The following is a 17,200-nucleotide window of genomic DNA, read 5'->3' as shown; positions in this document are numbered from 1 at the left end:
TGAGGCCGGCGGGCCGTGCGGCGGATGGCTCAGCAGGAGGGGTGATCGCCCACGACACGGCACAAGCGGTCGGTAACCTCCCGCACGTCCAGGGTCCACAGCCCGACCGACGCGCCGGACGCGGCCGTGGCGAGGGTCCTGCCGTCGGGTGCGAAGTCGACCGCGTTGAGCAGGCTGGCCTGCCCGGTCAGGTTGGCCGACAGGTTGCCGGTGCGCACGTCCCAGAGGCGGATCACCGTGTCGTTCCTGGTGACGGTGGCGAGGGTGGCGCCATCGGGCGAGAACGCCGCCTCGCGGATCGGCGCGGGGTGCTCGGCGATGGTGCGCCATCCGCCGCCGTCGAGGCGCCAGAGCCGCACCGAGCGCCCGGTGCCCACCACCGCGAGCGTGCCGCCGTCCGGGCTGACCGACAGGTCCATGACCTGCTCGTCGCCCAGCGGCACGCTCGACAGCTCGGTCAGGTCGTCCGTACGCCACCGGCGCAGCACGGCCTCGGCGCGGGTCTCCGAGGCGCTGACGAGCTCCAGGTCGTAGGTGGCGGCCAGCAGGTGCGCGCCGTCGTGCGTGAAGGTGATCGCGTCGGTGCCGGCCGTGCCCAGGTCGAGCCCCCCGCGCTCGGCGCCGCTGCGGGCGTCCCAGACGTGCAGCGTGTACTCGGGCCCGGGCTGCTCGCCGCCACCGCCGGTGTCCAGCGGCTGGCCCGCGGACACGGCCAGGGTGCCGCCGTCGGGCGCGAAGGCCAGCGAGCCCGGCCGCCGCGGCGCGACGGTGAACCGGTGCCGTTCCCTGCCGTCGGCGCCCCACAGGCGCACGGTGCCGTCGACGGTCACGGTGGCCAGGGTGCCGTCCGGGGACCAGGCGATGTCGTCGACCGCCGCCTGGTGGGGGAGCGTCGCGACGACCTCGCGGGACCCGGTGTCCCACAGCCGCACCATGCCGTCCGTGGCGGCGGTCGCCAACCGGCGCCCGGTCCCGTCGAACCGCGCGTCGAACACCGCCGTGGTGTGCGGCAGCCACGCGGTCGCGCGCTGCCACAGGATCGTCGTGTCGTCGAGGCCGGTGGCGGCGACCACCTTGCCGTTGGCGGCCACCGCGACGTCCAGCGGCGTGCCCTCGAAGCCGGTGTAGGAGGTCACCGGCACGCCCGTGTCGGCGTCCCACGCGGCCAGGTCGCGGCCGCCGCCGGTGGCGAGGAGGAACCCGTCCGGCGTGTACGCCAGCTGCCCGACCGTGCCGCCCTCCAGGCGCCGCAGGGTGCGCACCAGGGCACCGTCGGGCAGCCGCCAGACGCGGATCTCGCCGTCCAGCCCCGCCCCGGCCAGCTCGCCGGTGGGCGAGAAGGCCAGCGGCACCGCCGACTCCGCCTGGTTGACGCGCAGGTCGGCGATCACGGCGCGGTCGGACAGCCGCCACACGCGGATGCCGCCGCTCTTGGGCAGTCCGGCGGCCAGGTACCGGCCGTCGGGGCTGACGCCCAGGTCGGAGACGATGTCGCCGACCGGCAGCTCGGCGCGGGTGGCGCCGGTGCGGGGGTCGAAGACGCCGATGACCGGCTTTCCGGCCGTGCTGACGGCGAACGCGGCGAGCCCGCCGTCCGGCAGCCAGGCGACGAAGCCGGCGGCCGCCAGGACCCGGATCTGGTCACCACTGGTGGCGTCCCAGACCCGGACGCCGTTGGCCTCCAGCGCGCCGGTGGCCAGCATCGTGCCGTCCGGCGAGAACGCCATCGACCCCATCTGCGCGCCGTGGCCGGTCAGCTCCCGCAGCAGGCGGTGCTCGGCGGCGTCCCACAGCCGTACCGCGCCGTCGCCGTGGCCGACCGCCGCGCGGGTGCCGTCGCCGCTCAGCGCCACGGCGAGGCCGCCGGGCTGGTTGCCCAGCCGGCCGGTGAAGGGCAGCATCTGCGCCGACAGCAGCGCGCCGCGCGCCTGCGGGGTCTGGCTGGTTCGCCAGGCGGAGAGCGCCAGCTGTATCGCCCGCGCCTGGTCGCCTTCGACGCTGGCCAGCGACTCAGCCGCGTACTGCCGGGACAGCGCGTCGTCGGCCCGGCGCTGCGCCTCGGAGCGCTGCTCCACCGCGAACCCAGCCGCCGCGACCGCGACCGCGAGCGCGGTTGCCAGCCCGGCTACCAGTCGACGCAGCCGGCGGCCGCGGCGCCGCTCCGAAATAAGCACCGCCTCGGCGGCCGCCTCGCTGGCGTCGAGGAACCGGCGCTCGACCTCGCCGACGCCGTCGCGCCCCGCGGCCCAGTCCTGCGCGGCGGCCAGGCGGGCGCCCCGGTACAGGGCGTCGCTGTCCTCATCGGACTCCGCCCAGTAGTGGGCCGCCTCGGTGAGCCGCTGCCGCGTGACGATGGCGTGGCGGTCCTGCTCGAGCCAGTCGGCGAGGCGGGGCCACGCGCTGAGCAGCACCTCGTGGCTGATCTCGATGCTGTTGGCGTCGGCGGTGACCAGCCGGGCCCGGACCAGCCGGTCGAGCACCTCCGGCGTCATGCTGGACCGGGGGCCGCGCCGGCGTACCGCTCCCGCACCCTCGACGATCGCGACCAGGCCCAGCAGCCCGGCGCGCAACCGGGCCTTTCCGCCGTCGTCGAGCGAGACGTAGATGCGCTCGGCCGTGTCGGCAACGGCGTCACGGACGCCGCCGGCTGACCGGTACCCCTCGATCGTCAACCGGCGACCCTGCCGCCGCAGCCAGGTGCTCCGCAGCGCGTGGGCGAGCAGCGGCACCGCGCCGGACTCGTAGCCGCCGTCTCGGGCACCGAGCTCGGTCAGCAGCAGCTCCACCAGGCCGGACTCCAGCTCCAGGCCCGCGCGCTCGGCCGGACCGACCACGGCGCTGCGCAACTCGCCGACGCCGAGCGGGCTGACCACGGCGGGGCCGGCGGCCAGCGCCGGCAGCAGCGGCCGCAGCGACGTGCACTGCGGGAAGAAGTCGGACCGTACGGCCAGCACGACCAGGGCCGGCCCGGCGCTCGCCAGGGCCGTGGCGAACAGCTCCCGCTCGGCCGGGTCGGCGCACAGCGTGAACAGCTCCTCGAACTGGTCGACCACGACGACGAGGCGTGGCCCACGATCGTCGGCCGGACCGTCCGGCGGCCGCGCCGCCAGCGCGGCCTGCGTGGCGAGCGCCCCGTATGCGTCCGGGCCGTCCCGCAACTGGCGCAGGGCGTCCACAGCGGACACTCCGGCGAGGGCGGCCGTGCGGGCGGCCAGCTCCGTCAACGGCTTGGCGCCGGGCGTCATGAGCAGCCACGGCCACGACTCCGAACCGGCCACCGGCAGCCCGCCGCGCGCGACCGCGGGCAGCAGGCCGGCGCGGACCAGCGACGACTTGCCGACGCCGGACGCGCCCGTGACGACCAGCGGCGCGCCGCCCGTCACCTGCTCGGCCAGGCGGGCCAGCAGCTCCGCGGTGGCCCCGTCGCGGCCGAAGAACCACTCCTCGTCTTCGGGCTGGAAGCTGGCGAGGCCGGGGAACGGGCAGGCGGCCAGCGGATCCGGTGGCGTGTGCGGCTCGTCCGGCGTCGCGGCTGGCGCGCTGGCGGCGGGCCCGCGCAGGACCTCCTGCCGCAGCTGGGTGACGGCCACGTACACCCGCCGGGTCAGGTCGACCTGCTCGCGGTGCACGCTGTTCTGTACCGCCACGTCTTCCTGCAGCCCGTCGAGCGCCGCCACCGCGTCGTGGACCAGCCACCGCAGCTCGTCGATCTCCACGCCGAGCACCGACACCGCCGCCGCCAACTGCTCCCGCAGCTCCTGGCTGCCCGTACCCGACTCGGCGATCGACTCGGCGAACGCCACCGCCACCGCGTCGACGCCGCGCAGCACCTGGCTCACCTCGACGCGCAGCGCCTGCGCGCGCTCGTCGTTGGCGGCCAGGGCCGGCGCCAGCGCCTCGGCCACCGCCTCCCGCCACTGCTCGCCGGTCGGCTGCGGCGTGCGGCGGCGCAGCCGGTTGGCGGTGTCGGACAGCAGCGCCCCGAAGTGCCCCGCGCCGATGGCGCCGATCTGCCCGAGCAGCGCCGTGTAGGCCGCGCTGGCCCCGAGCGTCACCGCGGCGACCGGTGCGACCGCGGCCGCCACCAGCAGGGCCAGGACGGTGTACGGCGTGGTCCGCCCCGCCCGGCGACCGGCGTCGCGGACCCAGGCCCGTACCCCGCGCCGGGCCTGCTCGACGGCGACCTCTTGATCCTCCCCTAGCGGCACCCGTCGATTGTCCAGGAATCAACCCCTCTTTGGGAGGACCCCGATCGATGCCTGATGTCGACAGGATGACACGGCCGTCAGCGGGGGGCACGCCGCTCGTTGGCCGGGCGTGGGAGGCTTCCGCAGGATCGTGAGGCACCGGTGGACCCGGTGGTGCGTCGTCGTTCTCGGCACGGTGTCGCCGCTGGTCGGGCCGGCGTCGTGGGCGTACGCGCTGACCGGCGTGCCGCCGCGGGCCGAGGCGCCGCAGGCATCGGTACTGCTCTTCAGCGACGGCCGGACCGAGATGGCCAGGGTCGGCACGACCGACCGGCGCCAGGTGCCGTTGCGAACCGTGCCGCGGCACCTGCGCGACGCGGTGCTCGCCGCCGAAGACCGGGGGTTCTACGAGCATTCGGGAGTGTCGGCCCGCGGTGTCGGCAGGGCGCTGTGGGTGAACGTCACGTCCGGCGGGGCGGAGGGCGCGTCGACGATCACCCAGCAGTACGTGCGCAACGCCTACCTGAACCAGGACCGGACGGTGCGGCGCAAGGCGCGGGAGGCGATGCTGGCGGTCAAGCTGGAACGCGGGCTCGGCAAGGACCAGATCCTCGAACGGTACCTGAACACTATCTACTTTGGACGCGGCGCCTACGGCATCGACTCCGCCAGCCGCGCCTACTTCGGTGTCGGCGTCGAGAAGGTGACGCTCGCGCAGGCCGCGGTCCTGGCCACGGTCATCAAGGATCCGTACCGCCTCGATCCGGCGGTGGATCCGGCGGCGGCCCGCGACAGGTGGCGCTGGATCGTCGACGCCATGGGCGAGCGGGAGGCCCGCTATCCGGAGGTCCTGCCGCCCGCGGCGGCGGATCCGTTGCGCGGACCCACCGGCGCCGTCGTGTCCAGGGTGGAGCATGAGCTGAGCCTGCTGGGCGTCACCGCGCAACAGCTCCACACGGGCGGGCTGCGCGTGGTCACCACCATCGACGCCGGCGTGCAGCGCGAACTGGTGGCGCGTTCCCGAGCCGCCGCCGATCACTCAGTCACCCAACCGGCCGCCAAACCGGGCGCCGCGGCCGTGGCCGTCGAGCCGGAGACGGGCGCGGTACGCGGCTACTACGCGGGGGAGCGGGGCTACGGGTTCTTCGACGACGCCACCGCCCCCCGCCGTCCCGGCCTGCTGTTCCAGCCCATCGCACTGGCGACCGCCCTCGCCGAGGGCATCGGGTTCGGCTCGCGCTGGAACGGCACCTCGCCGCAGTCGTTCGCCGACCGGCACGGCGTGGCGCTCCACAACCGCGACGACGTCCAGTGCCCGGCCTGCCGCCTCGACGACGCGCTGAGCCGCGGCCTGAACACGCCCTACTACGCGCTCGCCGAACGGGTGGGAGCGGACGCCGTCGCCCGGACGGCCAAGCGGGCGGGGATACCTGAAACCTATCCCGCCGGCCCGGCGCTGGTCGACGGGCCGGGCGAGCCGACCCCCGGACGCACCCGCGCCGACGTGGCGCTGGGCCACTATCCGGTCGCCGTCGCGGATCTGGCGACCGTGTACGCCACGTTCGCCGCCGGCGGCCGGCGGGCCGCCGGCCACTTCGTCGCCGAGGTCGCGTTTCCCGGCGAGCGCAACCTGTACCGGCCAGAGCGGCCGGCGCCGCGGCGGGCGCTGCCCGCGCCGGTAGCGGCGGACGTGTCCTATGTGCTCTCTCGACACGGCGACCCCGGCACCGGTGCGGTCGCCGCCATCCACGCGACGGTGCCGTTCGGCGCCGGCGCCGGCATCTCCGACGCCTGGTGCGCCCGGTACACGAGAGGGCTGGCCGTCGTGGCCTGGCTCGGCCACGATGAGCCGGCCCCGCTCGTGGTGCGCGGCAACGGGCGCAGCGCGACCGCCACCGTCGGCCAGGTGTGCGGGGCGGCGGTGCGGGAGAGCGGCCGCGCGGGTGCGCCACCGCCGTTCCCGCCGCCCGCCTTCATCGGCCGGAACGGCGCCGGCAACGCCGCGGTACCCGGACCGGCCTCCTCCGCGCCCGTCACGCCGACGGTGGGCGCCGCCCCTCGGGCCACGGCCCAGCCGGCGCCATCCGCGTCCACCGAGCCACAGCCCGAGCGAACCACATCCCCGTCCCCGAGCCCATCGCCGACCCCGACCACCAGCCCCGAGCCCGGCGGCGAGGCTCAGCTGAGCGGGGCCTGCTGGAGCCCGTTGGCGGTATCCTGCCGATCCTGCGCCGAGGCGCGGGTCTCGCGGCGCCCGGTGCGCGTCGACGATGGGCGCCGCAGGTCGGCCAGGAGCGCGGACAGTTCCTCGTCATTCTTCGCGGCGGCCGCCTGCTGCTCGCGTTCGGCGTACTCGGCCACGCCCAGCCGGCCGTCGCGCTCGGCCGCCCGCAGCAGCTTCAGCACCATCCGGCGGTCCTGGTGGGTGGTCCGCACCTGGGCGGCGGTGATGGCGTGCGGGTCGCCGACGGTGAACGCCGCCTCGATCCGGTCGGCCAGCCGGCGCCGCGGATCGCGGGATCGTCCGGTACGCCTTCCAGCACGCCGAGCAACGCTCGCGCGTACGCCCGGTCGGGCGCGCTCAGGACGGCGTTGACGCCGCGCGTGACGTAAGCGGGTTGCGGCAGGCGCCACAGCAGGCGGGTCAGGTCGGGTGGGTCCTCCCGCAGCCGATCGAGGCGGTCCTCGTACTCGGCGCGATCGAGGGCTCCGGTGGCGAACGCGTGCGCCAGCATCGCCGCCGGCACGCGCCGCACCGGGTCGCGGGAGTAGTCGGGCATGGCAGTGGATCGTACTGGCGGCCCGATACCCGGTGCGGCGCCGATTATCCTTTGCCGCGATGGCAGATGACGTGGCGCTCCGCTCGGTGACCGAGGCGGACCTCAAGGTGATCGAACGCTTCCTCGCGGAGCCGGAGGTGGCGGGACCGTTCGAGTGGCACGGCTGGAAGGACCCGTTCCGGTTCCGCCGCCGGTGGGCCGAGAACGGGCTGCTCGGCGACGACGGCGGCACGCTGATGGTGGCGCTGGGCGCCGACGCGCTCGGCTTCGTCGCCTGGCGCAAGGTCGTCACGTCGATGAGCTCGTACTGCTGGAACATGGGCATCGGCCTGCTGCCCGAGTTCCAGGGCAAGGGCTACGGCACCGAGGCGCAGCGGCTGCTGGTGCGGTACCTGTTCGCGCACACCCAGGTGCACCGGATCGAGGCCGCCACCGACGTGGGCAACATCGCCGAGCAGCGTTCCCTGGAGAAGGTCGGCTTCCAGCGCGAGGGCGTCATGCGCGGCCACGCGTTCCGCGACGGCACCTGGCACGACACGCTGCTCTACGGCGTCCTGCGCGACGAGGTCTGAACAGGGTATCGACAGGGCTCACGCTGTCCCCAATAATGAAAAACGCTCGCTTTTCCTGGTGTGAAAGATCTGGGTGTGAAGAGGGGACATGCGATGCGCTCTGGACTTCGCCGTGGTGCGGTGGTCGGCGCCACGATTCTGGCCATGGTGGCGCCGGCGACCGCCGCTCACGGCGCGGCGGCCGCGGCCCTGCCGTCGTACGAGACATGGATCGCGGACGTCACGGTGGTCGCTGACGCTGCCGAGTCGTACCTGGCCGCACGCCTACCCGACACCCGGGTGCGCGCCGCGATCGTGCTGGACATCGACAACACGGCGCTGGTCGACGAGTACTCGGACAGCCTGCTGCTGCCCGCGACCGCGCCCATCCTGGAGGTCGCGCGGCAAGCCAGAGCCGCGGGTGCGGCGGTGTTCTTCGTGACCAACCGGCCAGAGATCATCGAACCCTGGACGGAGTACAACCTGGACGAGGCCGACTACCCGGTCGACGGGCTGTATACGCGGCCCACGTTCGACTTCCAGCCCGTCGAGAGCCTGAAGACGAACGCCCGGATCGCCATCGAGCGGCGCGGCTACACGATCGTGGCGAACATCGGCAACAACACCACCGACCTCACCGGCGGCCACGCCGAGCGCACCTTCAAGCTCCCCGACTACGACGGACAACTCTCGTAACAGGGTAGGGGCGGCCGGTTCAGGGGGCTGGCCGGCCGCCCCCGCTCAGATGAAGCGCCAGAGGTGGTCGTTCGTGCCGTTGTCGTCCCAGAGAACGACCTGGGCGCCTTGCGCGGTCGACCCGCCGCTCACGCCCAGGACGCGGCCGCCGTTCGCGCACTGGATCCGGAAGTAGCCGTTGCCGCCGTAGCGCAGGCGCCACCGGTTGTCGTTGGTGCCGTCGTCGGCCCACTGCACGGCGCGCGCGCCGTTGGCGTTGGCGCCGTTCTCGACGCCGAGCACCTTGCCGCTGTGCGAGTTGCGCAGCCGCAGGTATCCGCCGGTGTCGACGACCGCGGTCCACAGGTGGTCGGCGGTGCCGTTGTCGCCCCACTGGACGACGAGGCCACCGTCCGCTGTGGACATGTTGGTGACGCCGAGCACGAGCCCGCTGGCCAGGTTCTGGATGCGGCGGGAGCCGTTGGGCACGAACCGCCACTGGTTGTCGGCGCTGCCGTTGTCGGGATCCTGGATGGCCTGCGCGCCCTGGGCGGTGGAGCCGTTGAGGATGGCGAGCAGCTTTCCGGTGTGCGCGTTGCGCAGCTTGTGGGTGCCGTCGCCCACGTCGACGACCGTCCAGCGGTGGTCGGCGGTGCCGTTGTCGGCCCACTGCATCACCCGGGCGTTGTCGGCGGTGGACATGCCCTCCACGCCGAGCACCTTGCCGCTGTTGACGTTGCGCAGGCGCAGCGCGGTGCCGTCGACGATGAGCTCCCAGCCGTGGTCGGCGGTGCCGGTGTCGCCCCACTGCAGGGCGAGGCCACCGTCGGCTGTGGACATGTCCTGGATGCCGAGCACCAGCCCGCTGCTCGCGTTGACGAGCCGGTACCCGGACGAGGCGCCGGCATTCCAGTACACGGTGTAGTTGTGGCCGTGCGCGTCGTAGAACGGTCCCAGGTTGACCGTGGCGCCGTTGGCCGTCGCGGTGAACGCGAGCGTGCTCGTGCCCGTGCGCGCCACTGAGCCCGCGGTCAGCGACGGCAGCGCGCTGAGCGTCGTGTTGCCGTAGTTGCCGGACAGCACGACCGGTCCGTACGTGAGCGCCACGACGTTGGCGTTGTCGTTGGCGGCGCGCGTCACCACGCTCATCGGCAGCCGCACCGTCACCGCGTCCCCGGACGTCCACGAGCGGGTCAGCGTCGCGTACGTGCCGGGCGTCGCGGTGACGCTCTGCGCCATGCCGTTGACGCTGATCGTGGCACCGACCGCCCACAGTGGAATGCGGAAGCGCATCGACCACGACCCGCTGACGCTGCCGGTGACGGTCAGCGTGGTGGTGTCGCTGGCCGGGTAGCTGGTGTTCTGGGTGACCGTGATGCCGCGCGAGGTCCAGGTGAGCACCGACGGCATGAAGAGGTTCACGGTCAACGTGGTGCCGTTGTAGAAGTAGATGGAGTCCATCAGCTTCGTGTTGGTCTCGATGCCCGTGCCCTGGCAGCACCAGAAGGTCGTGTAGTCGGTGCTGAAGCTTCCGCCGCCGGCCGCCGGTCCGGCCTCGCCGCGGCGGCCGCCTGGCCGCAGCGAGGTGAAGTAGCAGACGTGCCCGTGGCCGTCGGCCGGGTTCTGCGCGCCGATGAGATGGTTGAGCAGCGCCCGCTCGTAGTAGTCGAAATAGGACACCTGGTTCGGGTCGAGCAGCCACAGCTCGCGGCTCAGCTTGAGCATGTTGTACGTGTTGCACTGCTCGCAGACGTCCGAGTCCAGGTACGCGGCGATGGCGTTGGCCGGCCGGAAGTGTTCGGCCTCGCTGTTGCCGCCGATCACGTACGTGTGCGCGTTGACGGTGATGTTCCACGCGTTGCTGGCGATGTCCCGGTACCGGGTCGTGCCGGTCGCCTTGTACTCCCGGGCGGCACCTACCCACTTGGGCACCTGCGTGTTGGCGTGCAGCCCGTTAAGACGGTCCAGGTTGGACGCGAGCGGGTCGAAGACGGCCGCATGGTCGAAGCGCTGCGCGACGGTCAGCCACCGCGCGTCGCCGGTCTGCTGGTACAGGTCGGCGAACACCGCGTTCATCCCGCCGAACTCGACGCGCAGCGTGTTCTGCATCTGCGAGTACGAGAGGCGGGCGGTGCGCCAGTCGACCCACCCCGCGAAGGCGAGCAGCACGTCGCGCGCCTGAGTGCTGCCGATGTACCGCCACACGTCGAGCAACCCGGCGAGCGTCTTGTGGAGGCAGTAGTACGGCACGCCCGCGCTGCCGCCGTTCTCGATGGTGGTGAGGTCGGCCTCGGGTGCGGCCGACAGGTACCCGGCGTTGAAACCGGCGGCGCCGTTGTTCGCCTGGCACTTCGCGAGCTCGGCCACCATGTGGTTCGCCTTGTCGCGGCAGGTGGTGTCACCCAGTACCGCGAAGGCCTGCGCCCACGCGGTGAGAAAGTGTCCCTGGCTCTGCCCGCGCAGGAAGTGTCCCGGGGCCTCCCAGCCGCCGGTCGCGGCGGCGCCGTTGGTGGAGAGCCGGTGGTTGGTGCGGAAGACGTAGAGCAGCCGGTCGACGTCGACGAAGCGCAGGTACGACAGGGTCCGGTTCTGGTTGTCGAGCCAGCGGCTGGCGGTGAGCCGCACCTGGCCGAGCTCGAATGGGTACGCGGACACGCCGATGTCCGGGCGGGCCGGTGGAAGCGCCGCCTGCGCGGCGGTGCTGCCGAGGGCGGCAGGGGCGGCCGAGACGACGGCGGTGGCGCCCGCGGCTTGCAGCAGGCGGCGACGGCTGATCGACGACGGTGACATAAAAGCTCCGAAGGCTGTCTATGTTCGCGTTAACATCGTGGCGGACATGGTGTGCCCGGTTCGCGGTGTGCCCGGTTCGCGCGCGTTTCCGGAGAGTGTTATCGCTAACACGGCGCCTGTCAATGCCTCACGCCGACCGCCAGCGACCGTGGCCGGCGCGCCGCGCCCGGGAGGGCGCGGCGCATCGGCGTAGCCCGCCGATCAAGGGCATTCGCATCGATCAAGGGCGAACGCACGCGGAAAAGAGATCAAAGCACGGGCATTTGCCCTTGATCGACGAGCCGGAGCGGCGCGGCCGGCGCGGCCGGCGCGGCCGGCGTGGCCGAGTCGCGGGGCGCGGTGGACGAGTCAAGTGCCTCGGGGCACAGTGCGCGTACCAAGAACGCCTGGAACGCCTCGTCGATCGGGTGGAGCTCCGGCGTCAACTGGTAGTGGCTGAAGTTCTGGGCGTACGTCACCTGGCGGCCCAGGTCGGGCAGGTGCCACGAGATGGTGATCTGGCCGATGACGCCACCGTCGTGGCCCCAGATCTGCCCGCACGGCGAGGCGAGGAAGTACACGCCCAGCCCGTAGCCCCCGGCCTCCGGCTCCGACGGGTCGAACGGCACCGTGGTGCGCATCTGCGCGAGCAGCGCTGGCGACAGCACCTTGCCACCGAACAGCGCCCGGTAGAAGTCGTTCAGGTCCGACGTGGTGGAGATCAGCTCGCCCGCCATCCAGCCCCAGGTCATCTTGTACGTGCTGAGGTCGCGGACGCCGAGCGAGGCGAAGTACGCCCCGGCGTGCGGGCCGCGGATCGCCGGGTCGGCGCCCGGGAAGTACGTGTCGGTGAGCCGCAGCGGCCGCAGGATGCGCCGGGTGATCTCGGTGGCGGGGTCGTTGCCGGTGAGCCGCTGGATGATCAGTCCAGCGAGGATGTAGTTGCTGTTGGAGTACGAGTACGCGGCTCCCGGCTCGCCGGTGCGCGGCATGCCCAGCGCGATCGCGACGAGTTCCGCCGGCGTGTACGTGGTGGTGCCCACGCTCACCACGGCGCCGACCGAGGTGAGGAGCGCGTCGGTGTAGTTGCCGATGCCGCTGGTGTGGTTGAGCAGCATCCGCACGGTCACCCGCTCGCCGACCTCGCCGGTCACCAGGTCGGGCAGGAGCTTGCCGACCGGGTCGTCGAGCCCGAGACGCCGCTCGCCGGCGAGCTGCAGGATCGTCGCCGCCACGAACGTCTTGGTGATGCTGCCCACGCGGTGACGCATGTGCGGGCGGGTCGGCGCGGCGTTGGCCAGGTTGGCGATACCGGTGGCGCCGGCCCAGACGCGGCCGCCGTCGCGCGCTTCGGCGAACGCGCCCGGCGCACCCGCGGTGTGGACGGCGGACAGCGCCTGGCGCAGCGCGCGGTTGTCGGTGTCCGCCGAGGCGGACGCGGGTAACGCGGTGGCGGACACGGCGAGGACGAGTGCTGTCGCGACGGTCCGGAGGCTCCGGGAAAGGTTCGACATGTCTCGCATCGTCGGCGATGGATCGGGCGACCACATCGTTCCCTGGCGGGATTGTTCGGGTACATCGCGCGACGGACCCTTCATCGTCTTTGACCCGAGCAGCGCGAACGCCCACGATGTGTGCTGTGGTGCGATCTTCTTCCGAACGGCCCGCCCGGCGACGAGGCGGTGCGCCGCCGAGCATCCGCGACGTGGCGGCCGCCGCGGGGGTGTCCTACCAGACCGTTTCGCGGGTGCTCAACGACTCGCCGAACGTCAGCCCCGAGACGCGTCGGCTGGTGCTCGACGTCATCGACCGGCTGGAGTACCGGCCGAACCGCGCGGCGCGGGCCCTCGGCCTGGGGCGGGCGAACGCGGTCACGGTGGTGACCGCCGACACGACGCTCTACGGGTACGCGTCGACGCTGCAGGGCATCGAGGAGGCGGCCCGGCTCAAGGGGCTGGCCGTGGGCGTACGGGTGGTCGAGTCGGACCGGCCCGACGACGTGCGGCACGCCGTCGAGTACGTCACCGACCCGAGCGCGGGCAGCGTGATCGTGGTGGCGTTCGACTCGGCGGGTGCCGGGGTGCTGCGGGCGCTGCCGGCTGACCTGCCCGCGGTCGCCGCGACCGAGGCGGGCGGCCTGCCCGGCTCGAACCGCGCGTCGATCTTCCTGGACGAGCGCCAGGCGGCCGCCGACGCCACCCGGCACCTGCTGGAGCTCGGGCACCGCACCGTGCACCACGTCGCGATTCCGTCCGAGACCGGCACGAGCGCGCGGCAGGCCGGCTGGCGTGACGCGCTCGAAGCGGCCGGTGCGCCGGTACCGGCGGTGGTGCCGGGCGGCTGGGACCCGCACTCGGCGTACCTGGCGGGGCAGCGGCTGGCCGCCGATTCCCGGGTCACGGCCATTCTCTGCGGCAACGACGACACCGCCCTCCCGGTGCGCCGGGCGCTGTACGAGGCGGGCCGCGACGTGCCGGGCCAGGTGAGCGTCGTGGGCTTCGACGACGTGCCCGGCGCCGCGTACTGGACGCCGGCCCTGACCACCGTGCGGATGGACTTCGTGGCGCTCGGCCGCGCCTGCCTGGCGGCGGTGACGGGGGAGACCCCGTCCGGCCTGGCGCCGCCCCGCCTGGTGGTCCGCGAGTCCACCGCACCACCGCCCTGATCACGAACGACGCGGGTTGGTAACAAGACGGTAACGGGGTCTTCCATCGGGCGCGTGTGACCGCTCACACTCCATCACAAGAGATGGCATGTGACCGGTCACATCGATGGAGGTACAAGGCAAGCATGGACACCGTCACCAGCCTCGTGTGGGGTCACTCGGCGCTCAAGCTCGTCGTCGACGTGTCCCCCGACGGCCCAGTGGCCGTGCGAGCCCTGACCGCCGGCGGCCGCCAACACCCGGTCGGCCAGCCCCGGTCTCGCGCCACGCAGCCGCTCGTCGAGGTGCTGGTCGCGGGCGAAGGCCGCGGCCGGGGCTCGCACCGCTTCTCCGAGACCGCCGTCGGCCGCCGCCTGACCTACGCCGGTAGCGCGCAGACCCACGACGGCGCGTGGCGCGAGCTGCGCATCGACCTGCGCGACGAGCGCACCGGCCTCGCGGCCGAGACGACCTTCCGGTCCGCGGAGGGCGTCAGCGCCGTCCAGGTGCGCACCCGCGTCACGAACGGCGGCGACACGCCGGTATCGCTGCTCGGCGTCGCGTCGTTCGCCGCCGGCCTGATCGGGTACCCGGTGGAAGAGCTCGATCTGGTACGCGGCGACAGCGAGTGGCTCGGCGAGAGCCGGTGGACGAGGCGGCCGCTGCGCGCCGACGTACCCGATCTCCACCTGGCCCTGCACGGCCAGCACGGGCGCGGCCGCCTGGCCGTGGTCAGCACGGGCACCTGGTCCACGGGTGTGCACCTGCCCACCGGCGGTCTCGTGCACCGCGGCGACGGGCCGGCCTGGCTGTGGCAGGTGGAGCACAACGGCGCCTGGCGCTGGGAGGTGGGCGAGCGACTCGACGGCGTGTACGTGTCGCTGCTCGGCCCCACCGACCTCGACCACCAGTGGCAGCGCCGCCTCGCGCCCGGCGAGAGCTTCACGACGGTACCGGTGTCGGTCGCCGTGGCCGACGGCGGCGCTTCCGGAGGATTCGACGCCGCGGTGGCGGCGCTGACCGCCCACCGCCGCGCGGTGGTGCGCCCGCACCCCGACCGGACCGCGCTGCCGGTGGTCTTCAACGACTACATGAACACGCTGATGGGCGACCCGACGACGGCGAAGCTGCTGCCGCTGATCGACGCCGCGGCGGACACCGGGGCGGAGGTGTTCGTCATCGACGCCGGTTGGTACGACAACGGCACCCACTGGTGGGACAGCGTCGGCGAGTGGCAGCCGTCGCAGACCCGGTTCCCGCGCGGGATCGAGGAGGTCCTGGCCCGCATCCGCGAGCGCGGCATGGTGCCCGGCCTGTGGCTGGAGCCCGAGGTGGTCGGCGTGCGCAGCCCGATGGCCGACAAGCTGCCGGAGGAGGCGTTCCTCCAGCGCGGCGGGGTGCGGCTGGTCGAGCACGACCGGTACCACCTGGACCTGCGGCACCCGCGCGCGGTGGCCCACCTGGACGAGGTGGTCGACCGGCTGGTCGAGCAGTTGGGCGTCGGCTACTTCAAGCTCGACTACAACATCGATCCGGGCGCCGGCACCGACCTGCTCGCCGACAGCCCCGGCGACGGGCTGCTCGAGCACAACCGGGCGCACCTGGCGTGGCTTGACCGGCTGCTCGACCGGCACCCGCACGTGACCCTGGAGAACTGCGCGTCCGGCGCCATGCGCATGGACTACGCGATGCTGTCGCGGTTGCAGCTCCAGTCCACAAGCGACCAGCAGGACTTCGTGCGGTACCCGCCGGTGGCCGCCGCCGCCCCGATGTCCGTGCTGCCTGAGCAGTCAGCCAGCTGGGCGTACCCGCAGCCGGACATGTCCGAAGAGGAGCTCGCGTACAGCATGGTGACCGGCCTGCTCGGCCGGCTGTACCTCTCCGGGCGCCTGGACCGCATGGAACCCGCACAACTGGAGTCCGTACGTGCCGGCGTGCGCGCCTACAAGGAGCTGCGCGCCGACCTGGCGGCGACGGTACCGCTGTGGCCGCTCGGCCTGCCCGGCTGGGACGACCCCTGGCTGAGCCTGGCGCTGCGTGCCGGTGACGTCACCTACCTGGCGCTGTGGCGGCGCGGGGGCGCCACGGCACCCACCACATTGGACCTGCCGCACCTGCGCGGCGGGGACGTCGACATCGAAGTCCACTACCCGCGGGAGCTGCCCGCCTGGAGCCTCGACTGGGCCCAGGACAGCGGGCGGCTGACCGTGACCCCCACCGGCGCGGAGCCCACCGCCGCGCGCGTATTCCGGATTGTTCCCCGACCCGCAGAAGGACCAACGCGATGAAGAGATGGATCAGCCTCGCCTGTGCGGCGGCGCTCACCTTCGGGCTCGCGGCGTGCAGTGACCCTGCCGCGGAGACCTCCTCCGACACCCCCGCCACCTGGGCCGACCCGACCGCGAAGCTCGACGGCGTCAAGCTGACGATCTGGGCGGCGCAGAACAGCAACACCGTGCCCAGCAAGGTGATCGCCGGCTTCCAGGCGGCCACCGGCGCGAAGGTCGAGGTCGTCACCATCCCCGACCCGTACGAGCAGGGCATCCAGACCAAGGTGGCCACCGGTGACAAGCCGGACCTGGCGTTCTGGCAGCCGACCGCGTCGATGCTGACCGCCATCAACGCGAAGACGAACCTCCAGCCGCTGAACGACGCGCCGTGGCTGTCGAGCCTGGCGCCGGACCTGAAGGACATCACCGGCATCCTCGACGGCACCCGGTACGCCGCGCTGATCACCAGCCCGGCCGTCGAGGGCGTCTACTACAACAAGGAGGTCTTCGCCGCCAACGGCATCACGGCGACTCCGAAGAACTTCGACGAGATGGTCCAGATCGGACGGACGCTCAAGGGCAAGGGCGTGACGCCGTTCTACGAGATGGCGGCCGACCGCTGGGGCACCCAGTGGTGGATCCAGGTGCAGCTCGCCGACGCCGCGAAGGCGGGGCTGTGGGACAAGGTGAACAAGGGCGAGGAGAAGTTCACCGACCCGACGATCCTCGACGCCATCAAGAAGTACAAGGCGCTGATCGACGAGGGGCTGTTCAACTCGAACATCAAGACGGCCAAGTTCGAGGACCAGGGCGCGGCGCTGCTCGCCGGCCAGGCCGCGATGGTGGTGCAGGTCAACTCGTTCTTCGGGCAGCTGCAGGCCAAGGCCGACACCGCCACCCTCGACTCCAAGATCGGCTTCTTCCCGATCTCGCCGTCCGGCAACGTCGGCACGTTCATCCCGGACCAGAGCAACGCGCTGGTCGCGTTCAAGACCGGCGACGCCAAGCGCGAGGCCGCGGCGCGACAGCTGATGTCGTACTGGATGGGCCCCGGTTACGCCGACTTCATCGCCGACCGCAACACCGTGTCGCTGGAGACGGCCGTGCAGAACCCGCCGGGCGTGCCGAAGGCGCTGCTCGACGTGCACGCGTCGCTGCCGACCTCGGTGGGCTCGATGCAGGCGCTCGCGGTGGCCAACCCTGACCTGTACATCAACCTGGCCGACATGATCACCGGCACGATGACACCGGAGCAGGTGGCCACGGCGACCCAGGACCAGTTCAACCAGCTCGCCAAGGCGGCCGGAGCACCCGGGTTCTAGAC

Annotated in this window: 9 protein-coding genes and 1 pseudogene; 6 read left to right on the top strand and 4 right to left on the bottom strand. The window is 72.8% G+C overall.

Going from position 1 to position 17,200, the window contains the following annotated elements; translation table 11 throughout:
- Positions 1-29 precede the first annotated feature (29 nt).
- Positions 30-4,208: a WD40 repeat domain-containing protein gene (locus QMG73_RS06515; protein WP_281893110.1), complete on the bottom strand. Its 4,179-nt coding sequence runs from the start codon at positions 4,206-4,208 to the stop codon at positions 30-32.
- Between the two features lie 286 nt (positions 4,209-4,494).
- On the opposite strand from QMG73_RS06515, the pseudogene QMG73_RS46320 reads away from it, so the two are divergent.
- Positions 4,495-5,919: pseudogene (locus QMG73_RS46320) on the top strand (transglycosylase domain-containing protein); the annotation flags it as partial.
- A 446-nt stretch (positions 5,920-6,365) separates the two neighbouring features.
- Here QMG73_RS46320 and QMG73_RS46315 read toward each other — a convergent pair.
- On the bottom strand, positions 6,366-6,596 hold the full coding sequence (locus QMG73_RS46315; protein ID WP_407676755.1) for a DUF1707 domain-containing protein: 231 nt from the start codon (positions 6,594-6,596) through the stop codon (positions 6,366-6,368).
- 430 nt (positions 6,597-7,026) lie between these two features.
- Here QMG73_RS46315 and QMG73_RS06505 point away from each other — a divergent pair, with 430 nt between their 5' ends.
- Both QMG73_RS06505 and QMG73_RS06500 read left to right on the top strand, forming a co-directional pair.
- Positions 7,027-7,539, top strand: coding sequence for a GNAT family N-acetyltransferase (locus tag QMG73_RS06505; RefSeq protein ID WP_281893108.1), 513 nt, complete (start codon positions 7,027-7,029; stop codon positions 7,537-7,539).
- A gap of 93 nt (positions 7,540-7,632) precedes the next feature.
- On the top strand, positions 7,633-8,214 hold the full coding sequence (locus QMG73_RS06500) for an HAD family acid phosphatase (protein WP_281893107.1): 582 nt from the start codon (positions 7,633-7,635) through the stop codon (positions 8,212-8,214).
- Positions 8,215-8,259: 45 nt separating this feature from the next.
- Here the strand turns inward: QMG73_RS06500 and QMG73_RS06495 are convergent, their stop codons facing one another.
- Both QMG73_RS06495 and QMG73_RS06490 read right to left on the bottom strand, forming a co-directional pair.
- A complete protein-coding gene (locus QMG73_RS06495; RefSeq protein WP_281893106.1) occupies positions 8,260-10,983 on the bottom strand; it encodes a beta-L-arabinofuranosidase domain-containing protein in 2,724 nt (907 codons plus the stop codon).
- 248 nt (positions 10,984-11,231) lie between these two features.
- A complete protein-coding gene (locus tag QMG73_RS06490; protein WP_281893105.1) occupies positions 11,232-12,476 on the bottom strand; it encodes a serine hydrolase domain-containing protein in 1,245 nt (414 codons plus the stop codon).
- 125 nt (positions 12,477-12,601) lie between these two features.
- On the opposite strand from QMG73_RS06490, the gene QMG73_RS06485 reads away from it, so the two are divergent.
- From QMG73_RS06485 to QMG73_RS06475, 3 genes are all read left to right on the top strand, one after another.
- Positions 12,602-13,627, top strand: a complete 1,026-nt coding sequence (locus QMG73_RS06485; protein ID WP_281893104.1) for a LacI family DNA-binding transcriptional regulator — start codon at positions 12,602-12,604, stop codon at positions 13,625-13,627.
- A gap of 125 nt (positions 13,628-13,752) precedes the next feature.
- Positions 13,753-15,894 (top strand): alpha-galactosidase, encoded by a 2,142-nt coding sequence (locus QMG73_RS06480; protein ID WP_281893103.1) that lies wholly within the window; start codon positions 13,753-13,755, stop codon positions 15,892-15,894.
- Positions 15,891-17,198, top strand: coding sequence for an ABC transporter substrate-binding protein (locus QMG73_RS06475; protein ID WP_281893102.1), 1,308 nt, complete (start codon positions 15,891-15,893; stop codon positions 17,196-17,198). Before QMG73_RS06480 ends, QMG73_RS06475 begins: the two co-directional genes overlap by 4 nt.
- Positions 17,199-17,200 lie beyond the last annotated feature (2 nt).

It is taken from the genome of Phytohabitans aurantiacus, from assembly GCF_027923225.1.
GTDB lineage: Bacteria > Actinomycetota > Actinomycetes > Mycobacteriales > Micromonosporaceae > Phytohabitans > Phytohabitans aurantiacus.
This window is presented reverse-complemented; position numbering and strand designations above follow the sequence as displayed.

Coding starts and splice junctions, on each gene's coding strand:
- QMG73_RS46315 (WP_407676755.1), bottom strand. CDS start 6,596: ATGGTGCTGAAGCTGCTGCGGGCGGCCGAGCGCGACGGCCGGCTGGGC.
- QMG73_RS06505 (WP_281893108.1), top strand. CDS start 7,027: ATGGCAGATGACGTGGCGCTCCGCTCGGTGACCGAGGCGGACCTCAAG.
- QMG73_RS06500 (WP_281893107.1), top strand. CDS start 7,633: ATGCGCTCTGGACTTCGCCGTGGTGCGGTGGTCGGCGCCACGATTCTG.
- QMG73_RS06495 (WP_281893106.1), bottom strand. CDS start 10,983: ATGTCACCGTCGTCGATCAGCCGTCGCCGCCTGCTGCAAGCCGCGGGC.
- QMG73_RS06490 (WP_281893105.1), bottom strand. CDS start 12,476: ATGTCGAACCTTTCCCGGAGCCTCCGGACCGTCGCGACAGCACTCGTC.
- QMG73_RS06480 (WP_281893103.1), top strand. CDS start 13,753: ATGGACACCGTCACCAGCCTCGTGTGGGGTCACTCGGCGCTCAAGCTC.
- QMG73_RS06475 (WP_281893102.1), top strand. CDS start 15,891: ATGAAGAGATGGATCAGCCTCGCCTGTGCGGCGGCGCTCACCTTCGGG.